The 20,257-nt window shown below is 72.0% G+C and carries 22 protein-coding genes; 12 read left to right on the plus strand and 10 right to left on the minus strand.

Annotated features, from left to right (window positions below; all coding sequences use genetic code 11):
- Nucleotides 1–43 precede the first annotated feature (43 nt).
- From ACFYZA_RS00095 to ACFYZA_RS00110, 4 genes are all read right to left on the minus strand, one after another.
- A complete protein-coding gene (locus ACFYZA_RS00095) occupies nucleotides 44–877 on the minus strand; it encodes a PhzF family phenazine biosynthesis protein (protein ID WP_388485816.1) in 834 nt (277 codons plus the stop codon).
- Between the two features lie 109 nt (nucleotides 878–986).
- A complete protein-coding gene (locus ACFYZA_RS00100) occupies nucleotides 987–1,235 on the minus strand; it encodes an SCO4226 family nickel-binding protein (RefSeq protein ID WP_382586579.1) in 249 nt (82 codons plus the stop codon).
- Nucleotides 1,236–1,366: 131 nt separating this feature from the next.
- Nucleotides 1,367–1,774, minus strand: a complete 408-nt coding sequence (locus ACFYZA_RS00105) for a VOC family protein (protein WP_388485819.1) — start codon at nucleotides 1,772–1,774, stop codon at nucleotides 1,367–1,369.
- The gene (locus ACFYZA_RS00110) at nucleotides 1,771–2,298 is read right to left on the minus strand and encodes a cupin domain-containing protein (RefSeq protein ID WP_388485821.1); all 528 of its coding nucleotides are present in this window, start codon (nucleotides 2,296–2,298) and stop codon (nucleotides 1,771–1,773) included. The genes ACFYZA_RS00105 and ACFYZA_RS00110 overlap by 4 nt, the downstream gene beginning before the upstream one ends.
- Before the next feature lie 239 nt (nucleotides 2,299–2,537).
- On the opposite strand from ACFYZA_RS00110, the gene ACFYZA_RS00115 reads away from it, so the two are divergent.
- The gene (locus ACFYZA_RS00115; protein WP_382586589.1) at nucleotides 2,538–3,146 is read left to right on the plus strand and encodes a PadR family transcriptional regulator; all 609 of its coding nucleotides are present in this window, start codon (nucleotides 2,538–2,540) and stop codon (nucleotides 3,144–3,146) included.
- Between the two features lie 52 nt (nucleotides 3,147–3,198).
- Here ACFYZA_RS00115 and ACFYZA_RS00120 read toward each other — a convergent pair whose 3' ends face one another.
- Nucleotides 3,199–3,627: an SRPBCC family protein gene (locus ACFYZA_RS00120; RefSeq protein ID WP_388485823.1), complete on the minus strand. Its 429-nt coding sequence runs from the start codon at nucleotides 3,625–3,627 to the stop codon at nucleotides 3,199–3,201.
- 103 nt (nucleotides 3,628–3,730) lie between these two features.
- Complete coding sequence (locus ACFYZA_RS00125; protein WP_382586594.1) at nucleotides 3,731–3,922, minus strand: hypothetical protein; 192 nt, start codon at nucleotides 3,920–3,922, stop codon at nucleotides 3,731–3,733.
- Nucleotides 3,923–4,170: 248 nt separating this feature from the next.
- On the opposite strand from ACFYZA_RS00125, the gene ACFYZA_RS00130 reads away from it, so the two are divergent.
- From ACFYZA_RS00130 to ACFYZA_RS00140, 3 genes are all read left to right on the plus strand, one after another.
- Nucleotides 4,171–4,722, plus strand: a complete 552-nt coding sequence (locus tag ACFYZA_RS00130; RefSeq protein ID WP_388485825.1) for a Clp protease N-terminal domain-containing protein — start codon at nucleotides 4,171–4,173, stop codon at nucleotides 4,720–4,722.
- A 100-nt stretch (nucleotides 4,723–4,822) separates the two neighbouring features.
- Nucleotides 4,823–5,806 (plus strand): DMT family transporter, encoded by a 984-nt coding sequence (locus ACFYZA_RS00135; RefSeq protein ID WP_388485826.1) that lies wholly within the window; start codon nucleotides 4,823–4,825, stop codon nucleotides 5,804–5,806.
- 163 nt (nucleotides 5,807–5,969) lie between these two features.
- Nucleotides 5,970–6,944 (plus strand): DMT family transporter, encoded by a 975-nt coding sequence (locus ACFYZA_RS00140; RefSeq protein WP_388485829.1) that lies wholly within the window; start codon nucleotides 5,970–5,972, stop codon nucleotides 6,942–6,944.
- A 51-nt stretch (nucleotides 6,945–6,995) separates the two neighbouring features.
- On the opposite strand, the gene ACFYZA_RS00145 is transcribed toward ACFYZA_RS00140, so the two are convergent.
- On the minus strand, nucleotides 6,996–7,667 hold the full coding sequence (locus ACFYZA_RS00145; RefSeq protein WP_382586606.1) for a pyridoxamine 5'-phosphate oxidase family protein: 672 nt from the start codon (nucleotides 7,665–7,667) through the stop codon (nucleotides 6,996–6,998).
- Between the two features lie 35 nt (nucleotides 7,668–7,702).
- Between ACFYZA_RS00145 and ACFYZA_RS00150 the strand changes: the two genes are divergently transcribed.
- Nucleotides 7,703–9,043, plus strand: coding sequence for an aminotransferase class I/II-fold pyridoxal phosphate-dependent enzyme (locus tag ACFYZA_RS00150; protein ID WP_388485831.1), 1,341 nt, complete (start codon nucleotides 7,703–7,705; stop codon nucleotides 9,041–9,043).
- Here the strand turns inward: ACFYZA_RS00150 and ACFYZA_RS00155 are convergent.
- Nucleotides 9,037–10,047 (minus strand): DMT family transporter, encoded by a 1,011-nt coding sequence (locus ACFYZA_RS00155; RefSeq protein WP_382587453.1) that lies wholly within the window; start codon nucleotides 10,045–10,047, stop codon nucleotides 9,037–9,039. The genes ACFYZA_RS00150 and ACFYZA_RS00155 overlap by 7 nt on opposite strands.
- Before the next feature lie 38 nt (nucleotides 10,048–10,085).
- Here ACFYZA_RS00155 and ACFYZA_RS00160 point away from each other — a divergent pair, with 38 nt between their 5' ends.
- Nucleotides 10,086–10,997: a LysR family transcriptional regulator gene (locus ACFYZA_RS00160; RefSeq protein ID WP_388485833.1), complete on the plus strand. Its 912-nt coding sequence runs from the start codon at nucleotides 10,086–10,088 to the stop codon at nucleotides 10,995–10,997.
- A gap of 134 nt (nucleotides 10,998–11,131) precedes the next feature.
- Here ACFYZA_RS00160 and ACFYZA_RS00165 read toward each other — a convergent pair whose 3' ends face one another.
- Nucleotides 11,132–11,608, minus strand: coding sequence for a pyridoxamine 5'-phosphate oxidase family protein (locus ACFYZA_RS00165; RefSeq protein ID WP_388485835.1), 477 nt, complete (start codon nucleotides 11,606–11,608; stop codon nucleotides 11,132–11,134).
- A gap of 112 nt (nucleotides 11,609–11,720) precedes the next feature.
- On the opposite strand from ACFYZA_RS00165, the gene ACFYZA_RS00170 reads away from it, so the two are divergent.
- On the plus strand, nucleotides 11,721–12,371 hold the full coding sequence (locus tag ACFYZA_RS00170) for an isochorismatase family protein (RefSeq protein ID WP_388485837.1): 651 nt from the start codon (nucleotides 11,721–11,723) through the stop codon (nucleotides 12,369–12,371).
- Here the strand turns inward: ACFYZA_RS00170 and ACFYZA_RS00175 are convergent.
- Nucleotides 12,358–12,819 (minus strand): Rieske (2Fe-2S) protein, encoded by a 462-nt coding sequence (locus ACFYZA_RS00175; protein ID WP_382586621.1) that lies wholly within the window; start codon nucleotides 12,817–12,819, stop codon nucleotides 12,358–12,360. The genes ACFYZA_RS00170 and ACFYZA_RS00175 overlap by 14 nt on opposite strands.
- Nucleotides 12,820–13,399: 580 nt before the next feature.
- Here ACFYZA_RS00175 and ACFYZA_RS00180 point away from each other — a divergent pair.
- From ACFYZA_RS00180 to fabG, 5 genes are all read left to right on the plus strand, one after another.
- Complete coding sequence (locus ACFYZA_RS00180; protein WP_388485839.1) at nucleotides 13,400–16,297, plus strand: CDP-glycerol glycerophosphotransferase family protein; 2,898 nt, start codon at nucleotides 13,400–13,402, stop codon at nucleotides 16,295–16,297.
- Nucleotides 16,297–17,511, plus strand: a complete 1,215-nt coding sequence (locus ACFYZA_RS00185; protein ID WP_388485841.1) for a glycosyltransferase — start codon at nucleotides 16,297–16,299, stop codon at nucleotides 17,509–17,511. Before ACFYZA_RS00180 ends, ACFYZA_RS00185 begins: the two co-directional genes overlap by 1 nt.
- Nucleotides 17,512–18,112: 601 nt before the next feature.
- Nucleotides 18,113–18,967 (plus strand): HipA family kinase, encoded by an 855-nt coding sequence (locus tag ACFYZA_RS00190; protein WP_388485844.1) that lies wholly within the window; start codon nucleotides 18,113–18,115, stop codon nucleotides 18,965–18,967.
- The gene (locus tag ACFYZA_RS00195) at nucleotides 18,964–19,347 is read left to right on the plus strand and encodes a DUF3037 domain-containing protein (protein ID WP_382586652.1); all 384 of its coding nucleotides are present in this window, start codon (nucleotides 18,964–18,966) and stop codon (nucleotides 19,345–19,347) included. Before ACFYZA_RS00190 ends, ACFYZA_RS00195 begins: the two co-directional genes overlap by 4 nt.
- A 148-nt stretch (nucleotides 19,348–19,495) precedes the next feature.
- On the plus strand, nucleotides 19,496–20,257 hold the full coding sequence (gene fabG, locus ACFYZA_RS00200) for a 3-oxoacyl-ACP reductase FabG (RefSeq protein WP_382586655.1): 762 nt from the start codon (nucleotides 19,496–19,498) through the stop codon (nucleotides 20,255–20,257).

Here is a 20,257-nt window from a genome sequence, read left to right on the forward strand (position 1 = left end):
GGGGCATGACAAGTAAGGGGCGTACGGCTATTGCCTACGCCCCTTACCTCGTTACGGCGTGCCCTTGAGGCGCGGTCAGCAGCTCGCCGTCAATCACCGTCACCGCGCGGCCCGTGAGCAGGGTGCGCTCGCCGTGCAGCGCCGTGCGGACGAGACCGGAGCGGGCCGAGGCCTGGAGGCCGGTCAGCTCGGCACGGCCCAGGCGCGCCGACCAGAACGGGGCGAGAGCGGTGTGGGCGCTGCCCGTCACGGGGTCCTCGTCGATGCCGACGTTGGGGAAGAAGCAGCGCGAGACGTAGTCGTAGCCGGTGTCCGGGCCGGCGGCGGCCGTCGCGATGATGCCGCGCCTGGAGTGCCGCCCGAGGGCGCGGAAGTCGGGAGCGAGGGCCCGTACGGCCGTCTCGTCGGGCAGCTCCACCAGGAGGTCACCGACGTGGGCCGAGGTGTCGTGGACCGAGCGGACCATGGTGCCCAGCGCCTCGTCCAGGCCGGCCGGGACCGGCTCTTCGACAAGCTCCGAGGTGGGGAAGTCCAGGGTGATCGTGCCGTCCTCGGCGGCGGTCGCGGTGAGGATGCCGCAGCGCGCGGCGAACCGGACCGTCCCGCTCGCCGCCCCGCTGGAGTGCAGGACGTGCGCGGTGGCCAGGGTGGCGTGGCCGCACATGTCGACCTCGGTGGCCGGGGTGAACCAGCGCAGCGCCCAGTCCGCGTCGCCGCCCGGCGGCAGCGGGTGCGCGAAGGCGGTCTCGGCGTGGTTGACCTCGCGCGCCACGTCCTGGAGCCAGGCGTCGGCCGGGAAGGCGTCGAGCAGCAGCACGCCGGCGGGGTTGCCGGCGAACGGGCGGTCGGTGAAGGCGTCGACGATTCGAATGCGCATGTCCGCACCGTACGGGACAAGAAATCCCTCGGGCCAAGGCCAATTCGCGGTGTCTGGACCGCTTGTGGGCTTGTCGTTGCGGGGCGCGCTTTTCGTCGGCGCCCGTGGGTCACACGGCCAGCGGGACCGCGTGCACCTCGTCGGCGGGGTGGCCGGCCCGCTCGTGGACGCGCTGTACGGCCTCGGCCGAGGGTGCCTCGGAGAGGCAGTAGACCGTGCCCGACTTCGGGTCCGCCCAGGCCTTCTCGAAGTGGACGCCCTCGTCCTTCTCGATGTCGAGGTCCGCCTGATGCGCCTGCTTCAGCTGCTCTGCCGTGATGCCCGTCATCCCGTGGTGGACGTCCATGAACCGCGACATGGCGTCGCACCCCCTTCCGGCGTTCCGCACCGGGGCGTCCAGGGCCGGCACGTCTTGCGCCGGCTCCCGCTCCGCTCCTTCCATCGTGCGCCCGTGCGGGCCCCCGGGCGAGCGGGCCCGCGGCGGGGGTCTCAGTCGGCCTTGCCCCAGGTGCGGGTGCACAGGACGAGGCGGTAGCCGTCCGGGTCGGTGATCGTCACGCCGTGCTCGTCCCAGTACGGGTTGTGCGCGGGGACCCGGGTGCCGCCGGAGGCGACCAGCCGGGTGATCAGGGCCTCGTCCACGGGGGCCCCGAGGTAGACCACGAACAGGTCGTCCACGGTCGGGGTGGGTTCCAGCGGGCGCTCGGGGTCGTGCGTCAGCTCGAAGTGCCAGAACCCGCCGGGCGGCCCGACCATGAGGAGGTCGTGCTCGCCCGGGGCGCGCCCGGTGGTGCGCCACAGTACGTCGAGCCCGAGGCCGTCCACGTAGAAGTGCCGCGCGGCGGCGAGGTCCCGCGAGGGGCGGGCCACGCGGATGTGGCTCGTGGGGTCGATCATGCCGAGCGCTCCAGGGCGGCCCGCCATGCGGGGCTGTCGACGTAGTGGTTGTCGAAGCGCTCGGCCGACTCGGCGATCTCCTTGGGGTCGGCCTCGCCGCGCATCACCCGGCCGAGCAGGCGCAGGTAGTCGAACCGGCCCATCCCGGGAGTGAACACGAAGAGGACGTCGGCCTCGGCGCCGGGCGCCGCGGCGAAGGCGTGCGGGGTGTGCGGCGGGACCGCCAGGAAGTCGCCCGCGTTCAGGACGGTGACCTCGTCCCCCACCAGCACCTGCAGGGACCCGCTGATCACGAAGAACAGCTCGGTCGCCTTGGTGTGGAAGTGGGCCGGTGCTCCCACGGCTCCCGTGCTGAAGCTGGACCGGTAGCTCGTGAAGCCGCCGCCGGGACCGGCGGTGTCCGCGTCCGCCAGCAGGGTCATCACGCTGCTCGGGTCGGCGCAGGTCTCGGCTTCGGCGTGGCGGGTCAGCACGGCCGGAAAGGCGGTGGCAGGGGCGCTGGCGGGGGTCTTCTCCTCAGTCATGATCATGACCTTACGTTCCCAACTGCCCTCCGGGCCAGGCCATTTCGGCGCCGGAAGACTGGGCCAATCGCGCGAGGCCGAACGCGGCGTTCGACCGGGCCGCGGCCATTCCGAGGCGACGGTCGGGCCGCCCCTGAAGCGGCCGTCGGGCCACCCCCCGAAGCGAGGGGTTGTCAAACGAAAGCTACCGATATATCGTTGACGCATCGCGACAGATCAACGATGGAAGGAAGCGAACCATGCGTTCACATGGATACGGACAGCAAGGACCCGGCCATCGCGGTCGGGGCGACTTCGAGGGGCGGCGTGCCGCCTTCGGACCCTTCGGGCCCGGCTTCGGCGGGGGACCGTGGGGCGGTGGACCGTTCGGTCCCGGCGGCCGTGGCGGCCGGGGCGGTCCCCGGGGCAGGGCGCGGCGCGGCGATGTCCGCGCGTCGATCCTGGCCCTTCTGAAGGACCGGCCGATGCACGGCTACGAGATGATCCAGGAGATCGGCGAGCGCAGCGGCGGGGCGTGGAAGCCCAGCCCGGGCTCGGTCTACCCCACCCTCCAGCTCCTGGAGGACGAGGGTCTGATCACCAGCGAGAGCGAGGGCGGCAAGAAGCTGTTCACGCTCACCGACGCCGGGCGCACGGAGGCCGAATCGGGAGCCGAGGCTCCCTGGGAGGACGCCGGGCGCGGGGTCGACTGGGAGGCCATGCACGAGATCCGGCAGGCCGGCTTCGGTCTGATGGAGGCGTTCGGCCAGGTCTGGAAGACCGGCTCCGCCGATCAGCGCCAGAAGGCACTCGCCGTCATCAACGACGCCCGTAAGAAGCTCTATCTGATCCTTGCCGACGAGGACTGAACCCCGTCGAAGCGGAGCCCCGCGGCCACCGGCCGCGGGGCTCTCGCGCGTTCTAGGCGCACAGGCCCCCGAGCTTGCGCAGCGACTCGTTGAGCGCGGCCGTCGCCGAGTCCTTGAGCTTGCCCGCCATGAGCGACACCGCGGCCCCGGTGAACTCGCCGTCGATGCGGACCGTGCTGGCCCCGCCGTCGGGGACGACCGTGTACCGGTTGAAGACGCTCACGCCCATGGGGCCCTTGCCGCGCACGCCGAACACCCGCCCGGCCTCGAACTCGTCCACCGTCCAGGCCACTTCGGCCGGGAAGCCCATGAGCTTCATGTTCTCCGCGTAGGTGGCGCCCAGCTCCAGCTTGTCGGGGCCGCCCGAGGGGAAGCTGGTGTGCGTGGCGTTCCACTCGCCGTACGAGGAGAAGTCGGTGAGCTGTGCCCAGACCTTCTCGGCCGGAGCCTCGATGCGTGCCTCCGCGCTGACCTCGGCCATGCGACCACTCCTTCGTGGGACCACGTGGAACTACGTGGGACGGTGACGGGGACGTGCGCGGAACGTAGCCGGAGCCGGACGAACATTCAATACTGATGAACCGTCAGATCTGCTGGCTCTCCAGCGCCCAGATCTGGGCGGAGTCGAACAGGTCGCAGGCGCGCGGCCGCGCGGACTCGTCGTGGCAGTGGAAGGCCGCCCAGAACAGGTCGCCGGGGAGTGCGTCGCAGGGCGCGTACACCCGGTACACGTACTGCTGTCCGTCCTGGGCCAGCAGGGCGACCATCCAGCACATCGGCGCTCCCTCGGCGGGCGGTGGGGACGGCTGTGTCCCGGGGGAAGGACGAGCCCGCGCGGTGGACCGGTTGCGCCGGGGGCGCGGGCGGAGACGTCTCGCGCCGCTCAGAGTTCCCCTCGCGCGGGAGATTTCCGAGATCTCATCCGTAAGGAGGAGAAGCCGGTCATTCGTGCCCACCTTCTGTGGGAGATCGAATGCTCCCCCACGGCGATGTGCCGCGCGCCGGCGGCTGATGAGGTGGACTGGTGCACCGTCCTACCCCAGGAGCCGCTCACCCGGCCCCTCCCGCAGACATCGAAGTCCGGCTCACCGCGGAGCTGGCCTCCGTGGTCGCGGGCGCGCGCAGACGTGCGCTGCGCGACGGGGACCGGCAGCTCGACACCGCGCATCTGCTGCACTCCCTGATGGAGAGCGACCCCGAGGTGCGGGCCGCCTTCGAGGACGGCCCTCAAGTGGCGCGAGTACTCGGCTACTTGGTGCAGCGCAGCATCGGATACGGGCTGCGCTGGCAGGGGTCCGTGGAGGACTCGGGGGCGGTGCCCCTGGTGACGCAGCCCGGCTGGTCGCCCAGTGCCCGGACGGCGATGGAGCACGCGCTGCGCCGCGCCGAGGCCCGGGGCGGCGAGCCGGTCGCCGGCTGCGACGTGCTGGCCGCGCTCGCGGCGGACCGGGAGTGCCGCGGCGTGGAGGTGCTGCGGCACGCGGGCGTGGACGCGGCCGCGCTGACCGACCGCCTGGCGCAGCCGCGCGAACCGGGCCTGACCGGAAGCCTGGGCGGGTCGGCGCGGGGGGCCTGAAGACCTGCGCCGGGGCTTCCCTCCGGCCGGGTCGCGGGGGCGCCGTCTCGACAGGTGTCACACGGATGACGGTGCTGATGCGGGCTGCCATGATGTCCCGATGCACGCGTCTCAGGGAAGAAGCGTCGGCCTGGGACTCGCCTTGGTGTCGGCCTTCGCGTTCGGTGGTTCAGGAGTGGCGGCCAAGCCGCTCATCGAAGCGGGGCTCGACCCGCTGCACGTGGTGTGGCTGCGGGTCACCGGCGCCGCGCTCGTCATGCTCCCGTTGGCCTGGCGCCACCGGTCCCTGGTGCTGCGCAGGCCCGCCCTGCTCGCCGGGTTCGGGCTGCTCGCCGTCGCCGGCGTCCAGGCCTGTTACTTCGCCTCGATCTCGCGCATCCCGGTGGGCGTCGCGCTGCTCGTCGAATATCTGGCGCCCGCGCTCGTCCTCGGCTGGGTCCGGTTCGTCCAGCGCAGGCAGGTCTCCCGGGCCGCGGCGGTCGGCGTGGTGCTCGCCGTCGGCGGCCTCGCCTGTGTCGTCGAGGTCTGGTCCGGGATCGGCTTCGACGCGGTCGGGCTGCTCCTCGCGCTCGGCGCGGCGTGCTGCCAGGTCGGCTACTTCGTCCTGTCCGACCAGGGCGGCGAGGGCGAGGGGGCGGCCGACCCGATCGGCGTCATCGCGTACGGCCTGCTCTTCGGCTCGCTCGTCCTGACCGTGGTGGCCCGCCCGTGGGGCATGAAGTGGGCGGTGCTCGGCGGCAGCGCCGACATGAACGGCTCCCAGGTGCCCGCCGCGCTGCTGCTGTGCTGGATCGTGCTGATCGCGACCGTGCTCGCCTATGTCACCGGGGTCGTCTCGGTGCGCAAACTCTCCCCGCAGGTGGCCGGGGTGGTCGCCTGTCTGGAGGCGGTGCTCGCGACCGTGTTCGCCTGGATCCTGCTCGGCGAACACCTCTCCGCGCCGCAGATCATCGGCGGCGCGGTGGTCCTGGCCGGCGCGTTCATCGCTCAGTCCGCGGCCCCCAAGGCGCCTTCGGGCCCGCTGGTCACGGGCGGACCGGCCCCTGCGGAAGGGGAGTTGGCGCCCGGACATTCCGCCGCCTAGGGTGGCGCCCATGCACGCGACCGTACTGCCGCCTCCCGCCGCGTAACGCGGGCGGCCGCACTCCAGACGAAGACCCGGCTCGGGCAGTCCCCGAGCGGCTCGTCGCTGCCCGCGTACTCCACGCCAGCGAACAGCCAGCCGTCTTCCTCCTCGGAGTACGCACGTGTCGAACTCTTCAACGGGCCCTGCCACGGCCCCCACCGCCCTGCCCGTCGGCCGCGGTCTGCTCTACCTCGCCTTCGCCGGAGTCGCCTGGGGCACCGCGGGCGGCGCCGCCGCCCTGGTCTTCGGGGCCAGCGACCTCGGACCGCTCGCCCTGTCCTTCTGGCGCTGCGCCGGCGGACTCGTCCTGCTGCTCGGCGCGATGGCGCTGCGCCGCCGCCGTGCGCCCAGGGCCGCCGAACCGCGCGGCCGCAGGCTGCTGCGGGTCCTCGGCAACGGCATCGGCCTGATGGTCTTCCAGAGCGCGTACTTCGCGGCCGTCGAGGCCACCGGACTCGCCGTGGCGACCGTGGTGACCCTCGGCGCGGGCCCCGTCCTCATCGCGCTCGGCGCCCGCCTCACCCTGGGCGAGCGGATCGGCTGGGCCGGCAGCGCGGCCGTCGCCGGGGCGCTCGCCGGGCTCGCGGTCCTGTGGATCGGCAACGGCGGCGGCACGGTCCGGCCCGCCGGAGTCGCGCTCGCGCTGGTCTCGGCCGCCGGGTACGCGGCCATCACCCTGCTGACCAGGTGGCTCGGCCGCGACGGCGGAGCCGGCGACCCGTCGGCCACCACGGCCTGGGCCTTCGGCGTGGCAGCCCTGTGCCTGCTGCCGTTCGCGGGCGCGGAGGGCCTGCTGCCGCACACCGGGGAACCGCTGCGGGTGGTCGTGCTCCTGCTGTACGTGGCGGCCGTGCCCACCGCGTTCGCGTACGCCCTCTACTTCGCGGGGGCGGCTGTCGTCCGGGCCGCGACCGTCTCCGTGATCATGCTCCTGGAGCCGGTGAGCGCGGCCGTGCTGGCCGTGTCCGTACTCGGCGAACGGATCACCGCGGCCACCGCCGTCGGCACCGCGCTGCTGCTGCTCGCGGTGCTCGGGCTCGCGGCGGCCGAGACCCGGCAGGCGGCGAGGACACGACGCGAAGCGGTCCTCCTGTGAGGCACGGGGCCCCCGCCGCGAGACGGGGGCCGTCCGGGGGCACGATCCGGTTCACATCACGGTGAGGTAGTCCGGTACGGCCACCGCCGGGTCGAGGTCGTCCGCCGGGAGGGGGGCGCCGTAACCGGGGGCGAGCGGAAGGACGCCGGCCCAGTGCGGCAGCGCGAGGTCCTCGGCGTCGTCGCTCGGGCCGCCGGTGCGGAGCTTCGCCGAGACCTCGTTCAGGTCGAGGCTGATCACCGCGGTCGCGGCCAGTTCCTTGGCGTTCGCCGGGCGCGAGTCGAGGGAGCGGCCGGGGACGACGTGGTCCACGATCGCGTCGAGCGCGGTGCGCTTCTCCTCGGGGTCGGTGACCTCCCGCGCGGTGCCGTGCACCACGGCCGAGCGGTAGTTGATCGAGTGGTGGAAGGCGGACCGGGCGAGCACCAGGCCGTCGACGTGGGTGACCGTCAGGCAGACCGGCAGCCCCGGATCGGCCTGGCCCGCCGCGCGCAGCGGACGCGAACCGGTCGAGCCGTGGATGTACAGCCGCTCGCCGACCCGGGCGAAGAGCGTCGGCAGCACGACGGGCGCCCCGTCGCGGACGAAGCCCAGATGGCAGACGTACGCCGTGTCGAGGATGCCGTGCACCAGCTCGCGGTCGTACGAGGCCCGCTCGCGCGAGCGGGTCGGTACCGTGCGGTCGGTCGCCTGGTAGGGGGCTGCGGTCGCGGTGTCCGACATTGCGATCTCCATTGCACTAGTGCATAATCAGGTTTGTGCTAGGAGAATATCGGATCGTAGGGCGTCGCGCATCGGAGATTGCCGAGAGCGTGGAGCGCGCGGTGGGTTCAGGCGGGCTCGAACCCGGTCAACTGCTGCCTCCGCTGCGGGAGTTGGCCACCGAGCTCGGCGTCAATCCCAACACCGTCGCGGCCGCCTACCGGCTGCTGCGCGACCGCGGGGTGATCGAGACGGCGGGCCGGCGCGGCAGCCGGGTGCGGCCGAGGCCCGCGAGCACCGCCCGCGACCTCATCCGCGCGGACGTGCCCGAGGGCGTGCGCAACATCGCCGACGGCAACCCGGACGCGCGGCTGCTTCCCCCGCTCGGCGACGCGCTGGCGGCGGCCGCCCGCGCCAACGCCGGGCAGCCGGAGCGGTTCATGTACGGGCAGGAGCCCGTGGACGAGGAGCTGGCTCGGCTCGCCCGCGCCGAACTCGACGAGCAGGGCGTGCCGGACGGGCCGGTCGGGGTGCTGTCGGGCTCGCTCGACGCCATCGAGCGGGTGCTCACCGCGCACTTGAGGCCCGGCGACGCGGTCGCGATCGAGGATCCGGGCTGGAGCGCGCTGCTCGATCTCGTACCGGCGCTCGGCCTCCGGCCCGAACCCATGGCGCTGGACGACGAGGGCCCGCTGCCCGAGGCGCTCGATCGCGCCCTGGCGGCGGGCGCCCGGGCCGTCGTGATCACCTGCCGGGCGCAGAACCCCACCGGAGCCGCCGTGAGCGCGGCCCGCGCCCGGGCGCTGCGCGAGGTGCTCGCCGCCCACCCCGGGGTGCTGCTCATCGAGGACGACCACGGCCACGGCATGGTCGACCTGCCGCTGCACCCCATCGCCCCGGCGACCGAGCACTGGGCCTTCGTGCGCTCGGTGGCGAAGGCGTACGGGCCGGACCTGCGGCTCGCCGTCCTCACCGGGGACGCCGTCACCCTGGACCGGGTGCGCGGGCGGCAGCGGCTCGGGCCCGGCTGGGTCAGCCGGCTGCTCCAGCGGGCCGTGGTCGAGTTGTGGACCTCCGGCGCGGTCGACCCGGCGAAGGTCGCCCGCTCCTACCGCGAGCGGCGCGAGGGGCTGCTGCGGGCGCTGCGCGAGCGCGGGGTCCCGGCGCACGGGCGGAGCGGATTCACGGTGTGGGTGCCGGTGCCCGAGGAGACGGGGGCCGTCTCCCGGCTGCTGCACGCGGGCTGGGCGGTGGCGCCCGGGGCACGCTTCCGGATGGCCTCGGCGCCCGGGGTCCGGATCACCGTGTCGAGCCTGGGCCCGGACGAGCTCGGGCCGCTCGCGGACGCCGTGGCCTCCGCGGTCGGGCCGGGCCCCGGCGTCCGCTTCGCCTACTGAGCCTTCGGCCTCGCGCGCCGGCGGCTCTGGGTGAGGGCGGCGCCCGCGAGCACGACGGCCGCCCCGACCGGGGTGTTCCAGGTGATGCTCTCGCCGAGGACCGCGACGCCCGCGGCCGTGGCGATCACCGGGATGAAGTAGGTGACCATCTGGGCCGTCGTCGGGCCCACCTCGTTGACGAGCCCGTACTGGACGAGCACCGCGAGGCCCGTGCCGAGTGCGCCGAGCGCCGCGACGGCGAGCAGCGGAACGAGCGGGAAGGAACGGGGGAGGCCCGCGAACAGCGGGGTGACCAGGGCCAGTTGAAGGGTCGCGACACCGAGCTGGGAGCCGATCAGGGACAGGCTGGAGTGGCCGCCGCCCGCCAGGGTGCGCCGGACGTAGATCCAGCCGATGGGGTAGCAGAGCGAGGCGAGCAGGGCCATCGCCGTCCCCGTCACGTCCAGGCCGTGGAAGCCCTGCCAGGCGCCGAGGACCGTGAGGACCCCGAGGAAGCCGAGCCCGAGGCCCGCGACCCGGCGGCGGGTCGGCCGGTCCTCGGAGAGCGCCACCATGGACAGCGCCATGCCCCACAGCGGCGAGGTCGCGTTGCAGATCCCGGCCAGGGTCGAGGGGATCGTGAGTTCCGCGTACGCGAACAGCGAGAACGGCGCGGCGTTGAGCAGCAGTGCCGCCACCGTGAGGTGCAGCCAGGTGCGGCGCCCGCGCGGCAGCCGCTCGCGCTTGACCGCCATCGCCACCGCGAGCACGAGGGTGCCGAAGAGCAGTCGTCCGAAGGTGACCTGGAACGGGGCGTAGCCGTCCGTGCCGACCTTGATCAGCAGGAAGCTGAAGCCCCAGATCAGCGAGAGCCCGGCGAACCGGAGCCGCCAGTCGAGGGCGGGGCGGCGCCCTGCCGTGGACGGGGCCGGGGGAGCGGCCGGGGGGACGGTGGCGGAGGTGGGCCGGGGAGGGGTGGCGGTGCTCATGACGACCACGATGAGGCTCAGCACCGCGTAGCACAAGCGAGACTTCATGGCGGTGATCGGTTAGCATCGCTTACATGTTGAACCTGGAGCGCCTGCGCACCCTCGACGCGGTGGCCCGGCACGGCTCGGTGGGCGGCGCGGCCGACGCCCTGCACGTGACCACCTCCGCGGTCTCCCAGCAGCTGGCCAAACTGGAGCGGGAAGCCGGCCAGCCGCTGCTCGCCAAGAACGGGCGCGGCGTGCGGCTCACCGACGCCGGGCAGCTCCTGGCCGAGCACGCCGCCCGCATCCTCTCCCAAGTGCAGCTCGCCCAGGCCGAGTTGGAGGCCCAACGGGACCGCGTCGTCGGCCGGCTGCGGATCGCGGGCTTCGCCACCGCGGTGCGCGGGCTCTTCCCCGCGGCCCTCGCCTCGCTGCGCGCGGAGCACCCGCAGCTCGCCGTCCGCTCCGAGGAGCTGGAGGCCGAGGAGTCGGTGCGGGGCGTCCTCCTGGGCGACCTCGACGTCGCGCTCGTACTCGACTGGTACAACAAGCCGCTGCCGCTGCCCGAGGGCCTCGCCAAGCGGGCGGTCCTCGACGACCTCGCGGACGTCGCCCTGCCCGCGGACCACCCGCTGGCCGGCCGCGCGGCGGTGGACCTGGAGGAGTTCGCCGACGACGAGTGGATCACCTGGCCCGAGGGCGAGTTCTGCAACGAGTGGCTGATGTTCACCCTGCGTGGCAAGGGGATCGAGCCGAGGGTCGCCCATGTGGCCCGCGAACACGCCACCCAACTCGCCCTGGTGGAAGCCGGGTTGGGCGTCAGCATCACCCCGCGCCTGGGGCGCGGCCCGATCCCGGACGGGGTCCGGGCGGTCCCGGTGCGCGCGGCGATGAGCCGCCACGTGTACGCGGTGTGGCGTGCCGAGGCCGACCGCAGGCCCTCGATCAGGGCGGCGGTCGACGCGCTCGCGGCGGCGGGGGAGGAGCTGGTGCCGGGCCAGTAGAGCCCGGGTCGGCGCCCGGACCCCGTAGGCCGGCGCTCGGACGCGGGGATCGGTGCCCGGATGCGGAGGCGGGCGCTCGGAGGCGAAGGCCGGCGCGCTTGGACCTGGTGGGGTCCGCGCTCGGGCCTCGGAGTTCAGCGCCCGAAGTCGCCGCCCAGCTTGCGGAAGTCCCAGGACACTACGGTGTCCGGCGTCAGGCGCAGCCACGCGTGCCGCCCGTCGTGGATCATCTCCTGGAGACCGAAGTTCTTGGCCGCGAACAAAGCCTCCACGGGCGCGAGTTCGGGGCACGGCTCACCGGTGCGGGGCGCCTCCCCGACCGGCACGACACTGCCGCCGAGCTCCACCCCGCGCAGCTCCCCGTACTCCGTGCCGTCGTCCACCACCACCGCGACGCGCGGGTCCTTGCCGAGCTGGGCCCAGCGGCGGCTGCGGGTGATCGAGTACAGCCAGAGCGAGCCGCCGTGCCAGACGTACCAGAGCGGGGCGACATGCGGGCTGCCGTCCAGCGACACGGTGGCGACCCGGCAGGTGCGCTGCTCGCCGAGGAAGGCGTCGCGCTCCTCGTCGCTCATCATGATCCGTCGGCCCCGGCGCTGTGTGGCGGTCATGACGCCTCCCCTTCGCGATTCCACGGTCCCCGTCCCGCAGTGTTCTGACGGGACGTCAGGAATCATGGCGTGCTCTTCCCTCGGCACGCAATGGCGGTTAGCCTCCCGCGCCATGGCGAAGAAGGAACTCCTCGCGGAACAGCTCGACCCGGCCACCACGGCCTTGATGACCGTCGAGTGCCAGCAGGGCGTGGTCGGCGCGGACAGCGCGCTGCCCGAACTCGCCAAGCAGGCACGGGAGTCGGGCGCCCTGCACAACGTGGCCCGTCTGGTGGCCTGCGCGCACGAGGTGGGCGTCCAGGTGCTGCACGCGGTCGCGGAACGCCGCCCCGACGGCCGTGGGGCCAGCCGCAACGCACGGCTCTTCCGGGCCGCCGAGCGGCTGCCCGTGCAGCAGCACTCCGGCTCGCGGGCGGTGCGGATCGCCGAGCCGATCGAGGTCGCGGACGAGGACATCGTGGTACGCCGTCTGCACGGCCTCTCGCCCGTGTCCGGCACCGACGTGGACCCGCTCCTGCGCAACCTCGGCTGCCGCACCCTGATCATCACCGGGGTCTCGGCGAACGTGGCGATCCCCAACGCGGTCTTCGACGCGGTCAACCTCGGCTACACCGCCGTGGTCGCGGCCGACGCGATCGCGGGGGTGCCGGCCGACTACACCCCCGCGATGATCCGGCACACCCTCGCCCTGGTGGCCACGGTGACCACCACGGACGACATCCTGGGCTGCCTGAAGGCGGGGCGCCGCGTCACGCGAGCTTGATGGAGTCCCCTTCGACCGAGATCGCGGCGGCGGGCAGCGGGGAGGGCGCGGGACCGCCCTTGACGCTGCCGTCCGTGACGTCGAACCTGCTCCCGTGGCAGGGGCAGTTGATGGTGCCGTCCGACACGGACGACACCGCGCAGCCCTGATGCGTGCACTTCGCGGAGAACGCCTTGAACTGGCCGGCGGCGGGCTGGGTGACCACGACGCCCTCCTTGGCGAAGATCTTCCCGCCGCCCTGCGGAATCTCCGACGTCTTGCCGAGCACGCTCCCGCCGCCCTTGGCGCCGCCGTCCCCGGCGGCCGTGGCGGGCCCGGCCGCGGCCGCGCCGTCCGAGCCGCTCCCGCACGCGGTGAGCGCGGCGGCGAGCCCGGCCGCGCCGACGCAGGCGATGACGGTCCGGCGAGCCGGTACCTGGACGGGTACGGACTGCGATTCGGTGCTCATGCTGACTGTCCTCTCGACGTACGACGCTTGACTGCGTGGGGGAGTACGGGAGAGGGGCGTGGGGCGTTCAGCGCCGGGGTGACTTCCCCGTTCACCCGGCACGTGCCTTCGCTGTGCGGGGAACGTGAGCGGTTGGAGGAGATGCCGCTCGACGGGCCGGCGGACGGGCCGGCGGGCGGACCCGTGCGGCGTCCTCTATAGGGACTCCTCCAGCGGGCGCGCTCGCTCCACCTTCGCCAACTCCGGCGGCCCCGCGTAGCCGTAGCAATCGGGGTGGTGCGCGAGCGAATCGAAGTAGTCGTCTACGTCACATGCACACCCTGGCGGGTCGGTGATATAGTGATCATTTATGTACATTTGACCCTCTATGTAATCCTGTGACGCATCCTGCAACGCATAAGGATTATCCTACGGCGGCGAAATGTTCCCGGAGCGGCCGTCGACGAGGCCTGCGGGGCTTGCGGAGCGGGCGGTCCGGGCGTTGGGGGCACGGCCCCGGCCGGGTGCGGGTGCCGCCGGATCGGGTGGGCGCCTCGTTTCAGCTACCTGGCACCCTGGTGGCCGAGGGCGCACACATCGTATGGATATCTTTGAAGCGCCAGAGTTATCCAGAGCGAGGGTTGAGGTTGCTGTGCCGGACATCTCCGTAGTGGTGATCGTCTACAATGACGCCGAACGGCTGCCCAGCGCAGTCCAGTCTGTGCTCGACCAGACGCTGCGGAATGTCGAAGTGGTGATAGTCGACGACTGCAGTACCGACGGGTCCTTCCAGGTCGCCCAGACGCTGGCGGCCACTCACCGCGACCGGGTCCGAGCCTTCCAGCTCCCCGAGAACAGCGGCGCCGGCGGCGAACCCCGCAACCTGGGCATCAGCCAGGCGACCGGCCGTTACGTGATGTTCCTCGACAGCGACGACGTGCTGGAGCGCAACGCCTGCCGGAACCTCTTCGAAGCCGCCGAGGAGTCCGGCTCCGACATCGTTTCCGGCCTCTGCGTGCGCCTGCACAAGGACACGCGCAACCAGAAGCGTGACGAATGGTACTCGTGGCTCTACTCGGAAACGCGCACCCTCACCTCCGTCGCCGACCTGCCGGACCTGTTCGTCTGGGACACCCTTTCGACCAACAAGTGCTACCGGCGCGAGTTCCTCCTCGACAATGATCTGCGCTTTCCCAAGGGGATGTACTACGAGGACCTGATGTTCATAGCCGAGGCCTACCTGGCCGCGGAGAGCATCACTCTCATTCCCAACCAGGTCTATTTCTGGCATGTATTCGAACGCGCCGCGAACAAGTCGGTGACCAACAGCCGGCACGACATGACCAACTTCGTGCACCGACTGGAGATTCACCGCCGAATCGACGCCCTTCTGGCCGAACACGGGCTGACGGGCCTGAAGTTCGCCAAGGACGTCAAGTTCCTCAAGCACGATCTGGTGCTGCACCTGCGCGATCTGCCGTTCCGCGACGACGCGTACCGCCGTGAATTCGCCGAACTGGCCGGCGACTACCTCGCGACCCTCGACCCGGCGGCCTATTCCCAGGTCCTGCCCATCCAGGCGATCTGCGCCTACCTGCTGCGGCAGGGCGACTGGGAGCGGCTGATCCCCGCCGTCGACACCCTCACCCATCGCGACAAGATCTCCTCCCCGCTCGCCGAGCGCGACGGACGGATCTACTGGTGCGAGGAGCACCTGGACGACGCGTTCGGCCGCACCGTGCTGGACGTGACGGGCCTCGGCTACCACGACAAGCCGCTGAACCAGCTGTTCCTGCGCAACCAGCTCACCGGCTTCTCGACCACGGGCCAGACCGTGCGGATGGCCGGCGAGATCGTCAACCCGCTGGGCATCATCCCGGTCGGCGCCACGCTGAAGGGCGAGCTGCAGTTCACCGCCCGCCGCCGCAGCCTCCAGTCGTTCAGCTTCCCCGTGCAGTCGCTGCGGCACGACGGCCGGAGCATCCACTGGGACGCCGCGGCCGACCTCACGGCCCAGCTGCGCCCGCTGGGCATCGTCGACACCGTCTGGGACGTGCGACTGACCCTGGACGCGGACGGCACGCGCACGACCACCCGGCTCACCGTCGGCGACACGGACCTGTCCCGGGGAGCCCTGCCGGTGCGGCCCCGGCTGACCCGCATGGTCGCCGACCACCTCGAACCGCACGTCTCCGCCAAGGGGCACCTCTCCTTCGAGCTGGTCACCGAGAGCCAGGCCGGCGAGCGGGTCCAGGGGTTCATCGACCGCGGCATGCGCGGCAAGCCGGGCGCGCTCGCCAAGTCGGGCTACCGTCGGGCCAAGTCGCTGCGCAAGACCCTCACCTCGGGCGACACCAAGCTGCGGGTCTACGACGAGGCCTTCAGCCGCCTCCCCGTCAAGAAGCGCACGGTCGTCTTCGAGTCCCACATGGGACGGCAGTACAGCGACAGCCCGCGCGCCATCTACGAGGAGATGCGCCGGCGGGGCCTGGACTTCGAGGCGATCTGGTCCTACACCGGCAGCCAGAAGGACTTCCCCAAGGACGCCACCCTGGTGCGCCGCTGGTCGCTGCCCTACCTCAAGGCGCTGGCGCAGGCCGAGTTCTGGGTGGACAACCAGGGCTTCCCGCTGAAGCTGGCCAAGCGCCCCGAGACCACGTACATCCAGACCTGGCACGGCTCGGCCCTCAAGCGCATGGGCTTCGACCTGGCCGAGCTCAAGGCGATGACCCGAGGCCAGCAGCAGGAGCAGCAGGCGGCCCTCGACCGCTTCGACCGCTTCCTCGTCCGCTCCGAGCACGATGTGCGCACGCTCGCCAAGGCCTTCCGGCTGCCCGAGCGGGCCCTGCTCCGGGTGGGCTACCCGCGCAACGACTCGATGGTGCGCCTGCGGCGGCGCGAGCTCGCCGAGGGCAGCGTCGAGCGCGGCCCGCTCGCGGCCGAACTCGGCATCCCCGCCGACAAGAAGGTGCTCCTGTACGCGCCGACGTTCCGCCGCAGCAGCGGTGGGCAGCAGTTCGAGCTGCCCTTCGACGTGGCCCGGTTCGCCGAGGAGTTCGGCGACCAGTACGTCCTCCTGGTGCGCGCGCACTACCTCAACCACGTGGTGCTGCCGCCGACGGTGCGCGGCAGCGTCATCGACGTGTCGAACCTCCACGACGTGGGCCCGATCATGGAACTCGCGGACGCGCTGATCACGGACTACTCCTCCGTGATGTTCGACTACGCGCTCCTCGACCGCCCGATGCTCTTCTTCGCGTACGACTACGAGGAGTACGCGCACGAGAGCCGGGGCACCTACTTCGACCTCAAGAAGGCCGCCCCGGGCCCGGTGTTCACCACCGAGGAGGAGTTCTACGCCGCCGTGAAATCCCTCGATGCCCAGGCGCTCGAACACGCCCCGGCACGCCGGCAGTTCGTCGACCGGTTCGGCGAGTACGACACCGGCAACGCCGCCGAGAGCATCGTCGACCAGTTCTTCGCCAAGTGGAGCCGTTGATGGCCAAGCAGACCGCAACCACGTCCGAGATCTCCGGGGTGCTGCCCCAGGACCCGGCCGCGGCCGTGACCCGGGACATCATCTTCGTCTCGAACAGCATGAACGAGATGGGCGGCATCACCAGTTGGTCCCACCAGCTGGCCCGCCTCCTCAGCGAGCGCGGCCACCGGGTGCAGATCGTCGGAATCGTCCCGGCCCCCGAAGGCCGGGCCGCGGAGTTCGGCGACGACCTGCCGTACCGCACGGCGACGCTGTACGACGTCCACCCGCCCAGCGTGAAGGCCGCGCGGGGCCTGAAGGACCGGCTCGACATTCCCGAACAGCGCCGCCGCGCCGCGCGGGACGCCGGCATGCGCCAGCAGGCGGCCAAGCTGACCGCGATCTTCCGGGCCGCGCGCCCGGGCGCGGTCGTCGTCGTCACGCAGGTCTGGGCGATGGAGTGGGTGGCGCTCGCCGACACCTCCAACGTGACCGTGATCGGCATGAGCCACGAGTCCTTCGAGACCTGCCGCAAGTCCTCCCGCTTCCAGCGGGTGCTGCGCTACTACGCGGACGTGGACCGCATGCTCGCGCTGACCCGCGAGGACGCGGACAACTGGATCCGTCAGCGCATGGACAACGCGGGCTTCATGCCGAACCCGCTGCCGTTCTTCCCCGAGACGCCCTCGCGCCGCGAGGCCAAGACCGTGGTGAGCATCGGCCGGCTGCACGAGGAGAAGGGTGTCGACCTGCTCCTCGAGGCCTGGTCCCTGGTCGCCCCGGAGCACCCCGACTGGACGCTGCGCATCTTCGGCGCGGGGCCCGAGGAGTCCGCTCTGCGCGAGCAGGCCTCGCAGCTCGGCATCGCGTCCTCCGTCGAGTGGATGGGGCGCACCAACGACGTCCCCAGCGCGCTGCGGGACAGCTCGCTCTTCGTGCTCAGCTCTCGCGGCGAGGGCTTCCCGCTGGCCCTGATGGAGGCCATGGCGACGGCCGTCCCGTGCGTCGCCCTCGATGTCGCCCCGGGCGTCCACGAAATCATCAGCGACGGCGAGGACGGCCTTCTCGCCCCGCCCGGCAACACGCCCGAACTGGCCCGCCAGCTCGGCAAGTTGATGGCGGACAAGGATCTGCGCGACCGGATGGGCGAGGCCGCCCGCGTGAACATCCAGCGCTATTCCACCGACAAGATCGTCGCCCGCTGGGAAAGGCTGTTCGCCCTCCTGGAGGTGTGAGGGCCGAGGCGTGGGAGCGGGGCGAGGCTCTCCTCCCACGCCCCTGGGCCCCGGGGCGGCACCGCCCCCGGGCCCGCCCCGAGCGCCTCCCGGATCCGGGTGCTGGGCCGGCGACGGGCCTTTGGCCGTGAGGCCCGAAGGCTGAGCCTTCCTATTCGCTCGCGCCGGATTCGCCTGGACCGGATTTGTCGGGATGCACGAACAGCCGTGAGGACACCGGGAATTCAGGTTCACCGATTCCGCTGTCGTGCTGTCAGGCCGATTCCCCCCGGCCGCTCCTCGCTATCGCCTGGCGTTCTGTGCCCCAGGGATTCTGGCGGCGCGGAAACGTGATGGGCCCCGGGTACTTGTTTGTGGCCCTGGCGCGGTGGCTCCGGTACCTCTCGCTCGCGATCACCCGCGGTTACTATGCTCACTTCATGCCCGAGGCATGGGAGCAAGGGGCGCACTGCCTTCGGCGGTCGGCTCGGGGAGCAGGGGGAGCCGCACGACAGCGGAAGGTTTCCCGGTTCTCTCCAGGGCCGTCGATGCGCGACCCCGCTGTTGGGCTCCTCCGAAGTGGGCCGTTGGTGAAGGCTGAAGAGATGGATGGCCGGGAAAAATGTTGAATGAGGTCGTCGCGACCCGCTATGTGACACCCCTGCGTGAGGGCGGCTCGCTCCCCGGCATCGTCGAGGCCGACGATCTCGGCACGTACGTCATGAAGTTCACCGGGGCCGGCCAGGGCCGCAAGACGCTCGTGGCGGAGATCATCTGCGGTGAGCTCGCCCGCAGGCTCCGGCTGCGCGTACCGGAGCTGGTCACCATCCAGCTCGACCCGGTCATCGGCCTGTCCGAGCCCGACCAGGAGGTGCAGGAACTCCTCAAGGCGAGCGGCGGTCTCAACCTCGGCATGGACTATCTGCCGGGCTCGCTCGGCTTCGACCCGCTCGCCTACGAGGTGGACGCGGCCGAGGCCGGCAAGGTCGTGTGGTTCGACGCGCTGATCAACAACGTCGACCGGTCCTGGCGCAACCCCAACATGCTGGTCTGGCACGGCGACCTGTGGCTCATCGACCACGGCGCCACCATGATCTGGCACCACAACTGGCCGGGGGCCGCCGCCTCCGCGGCCAAGCCCTACAACGCCTCCGACCACGCGCTCGCGCCCTTCGGGCCGGACATCGCCGCCGCTGCCGCCGAGCTCGCGCCGCTGATCACCGAGGAACTCCTGACCGAGGTCACCGCCCTCGTCCCCGACGAGTGGCTGGTCGACGAGCCCGGCTTCGGGACGACCGACGAGTTGCGCCGCGCCTATGTCGAGCCGCTGCTCGCCCGCGCCGCCACGATCCACGAGCGGATCGTCCTCGACGCGCCCACGGCCACCAAGCCCTCGCGGGCCCCCGGCTGGCTGACCGACCGGATCAAGCCCTGGCCGCACCCCACCAAGCAGAGCAAGAAGGACGACGACCGTTGAGCAAGCGCGATGTCTTCGAGTACGCGCTGCTGCGCGTGGTGCCACGCGTCGAGCGCGGTGAGTGTTTCAACGCGGGCGTGCTGGTCTATTGCCGCGCCCACTCCTTCGTCGCGGCCCGCACCCACCTGGACGAGGCGAAGCTGAAGGCGCTCGACCCGGACGCCGACGTCGTGGGCGTACGGGCCGCGCTGCGCGCCGTCGAGGGTGTCTGCGGCGGCGGCGAGGCGGCCGGGCAGGCCGCCGGTGACGACGCGGGCCGCCGCTTCCGCTGGCTGATCGCGCCGCGCTCCACGGTCGTGCAGCCCGGCCCGGTGCACACCGGCCTGACCGCCGATCCGGAGGCCGAGGCCGAGCGGCTGCTCGACCTGCTGGTGCGCTGAACCGGGCCCCGGCGGGGGTGTGACATGCGCCGGGGGATCCGTGGGCCGTTGACACCGGGTGCCAGGGCTTCTAGCGTCACGTCTGCTGAAGCTACTAAGCGGTTGCTCAGTGACTGAGGGCCGCGGATCCCAGGGCGAGGAGAACAGCATGTCCACCACCGAGCAGCGTGTCGCCATCGTGACCGGGGCGGCGCGGGGCATTGGCGCCGCGACCGCCGTCCGGCTTGCGGCCGAGGGCCGGGCCGTCGCCGTACTCGACCTCGACGAGGCGGCCTGCAAGGACACCGTCGACAAGATCACCGCGGCGGGCGGCCGGGCCATCGCCGTCGGCTGCGACGTCTCCGACAGCGCCCAGGTGGAGGCGGCCGTGGAGCGCGTGGCCGCCGAGCTCGGCGCGCCGACCATCCTCGTCAACAACGCCGGCGTGCTCCGCGACAACCTCCTCTTCAAGATGAGCGAGTCGGACTGGGACCTGGTCATGAACGTGCACCTCAAGGGCGCGTTCCTGATGGCCAAGGCCTGTCAGAAGCACATGGTGGACGCCAAGTGGGGCCGCATCGTCTCGCTCTCCTCGTCCTCCGCGCTCGGCAACCGGGGCCAGGCCAACTACTCCGCCGTCAAGGCCGGTCTGCAGGGCTTCACCAAGACCCTCGCCAAGGAGCTCGGCAAGTTCGGCATCACCGCCAACGCGGTCGCGCCCGGCTTCATCGTCACCGAGATGACCGCGCAGACCGCGGCCCGCGTCGGTATGGGCTTCGAGGACTTCCAGGCCGCGGCCGCCACCCAGATCCCGGTCCAGCGCGTCGGCCACCCCGAGGACATCGCCAACGCCATCGCCTTCTTCACGGGCGACGCCGCGGGCTTCGTCTCCGGCCAGGTCATGTACGTGGCCGGCGGACCGCTCAACTAA

The organism is Streptomyces sp. NPDC001828 (assembly GCF_042892175.1).
Classification (GTDB): Bacteria; Actinomycetota; Actinomycetes; order Streptomycetales; family Streptomycetaceae; genus Streptomyces.

Coding starts and splice junctions, on each gene's coding strand:
- ACFYZA_RS00120 (WP_388485823.1), bottom strand. CDS start 3,627: ATGGCCGAGGTCAGCGCGGAGGCACGCATCGAGGCTCCGGCCGAGAAG.
- ACFYZA_RS00095 (WP_388485816.1), bottom strand. CDS start 877: ATGCGCATTCGAATCGTCGACGCCTTCACCGACCGCCCGTTCGCCGGC.
- ACFYZA_RS00135 (WP_388485826.1), top strand. CDS start 4,823: ATGCACGCGTCTCAGGGAAGAAGCGTCGGCCTGGGACTCGCCTTGGTG.
- ACFYZA_RS00190 (WP_388485844.1), top strand. CDS start 18,113: ATGTTGAATGAGGTCGTCGCGACCCGCTATGTGACACCCCTGCGTGAG.
- ACFYZA_RS00105 (WP_388485819.1), bottom strand. CDS start 1,774: ATGATCGACCCCACGAGCCACATCCGCGTGGCCCGCCCCTCGCGGGAC.
- ACFYZA_RS00185 (WP_388485841.1), top strand. CDS start 16,297: ATGGCCAAGCAGACCGCAACCACGTCCGAGATCTCCGGGGTGCTGCCC.
- ACFYZA_RS00170 (WP_388485837.1), top strand. CDS start 11,721: ATGGCGAAGAAGGAACTCCTCGCGGAACAGCTCGACCCGGCCACCACG.
- ACFYZA_RS00175 (WP_382586621.1), bottom strand. CDS start 12,819: ATGAGCACCGAATCGCAGTCCGTACCCGTCCAGGTACCGGCTCGCCGG.
- ACFYZA_RS00125 (WP_382586594.1), bottom strand. CDS start 3,922: ATGTGCTGGATGGTCGCCCTGCTGGCCCAGGACGGACAGCAGTACGTG.
- ACFYZA_RS00180 (WP_388485839.1), top strand. CDS start 13,400: ATGGATATCTTTGAAGCGCCAGAGTTATCCAGAGCGAGGGTTGAGGTT.
- ACFYZA_RS00110 (WP_388485821.1), bottom strand. CDS start 2,298: ATGACTGAGGAGAAGACCCCCGCCAGCGCCCCTGCCACCGCCTTTCCG.
- ACFYZA_RS00100 (WP_382586579.1), bottom strand. CDS start 1,235: ATGTCGCGGTTCATGGACGTCCACCACGGGATGACGGGCATCACGGCA.
- ACFYZA_RS00160 (WP_388485833.1), top strand. CDS start 10,086: ATGTTGAACCTGGAGCGCCTGCGCACCCTCGACGCGGTGGCCCGGCAC.
- ACFYZA_RS00115 (WP_382586589.1), top strand. CDS start 2,538: ATGCGTTCACATGGATACGGACAGCAAGGACCCGGCCATCGCGGTCGG.
- fabG (WP_382586655.1), top strand. CDS start 19,496: ATGTCCACCACCGAGCAGCGTGTCGCCATCGTGACCGGGGCGGCGCGG.
- ACFYZA_RS00165 (WP_388485835.1), bottom strand. CDS start 11,608: ATGACCGCCACACAGCGCCGGGGCCGACGGATCATGATGAGCGACGAG.
- ACFYZA_RS00145 (WP_382586606.1), bottom strand. CDS start 7,667: ATGTCGGACACCGCGACCGCAGCCCCCTACCAGGCGACCGACCGCACG.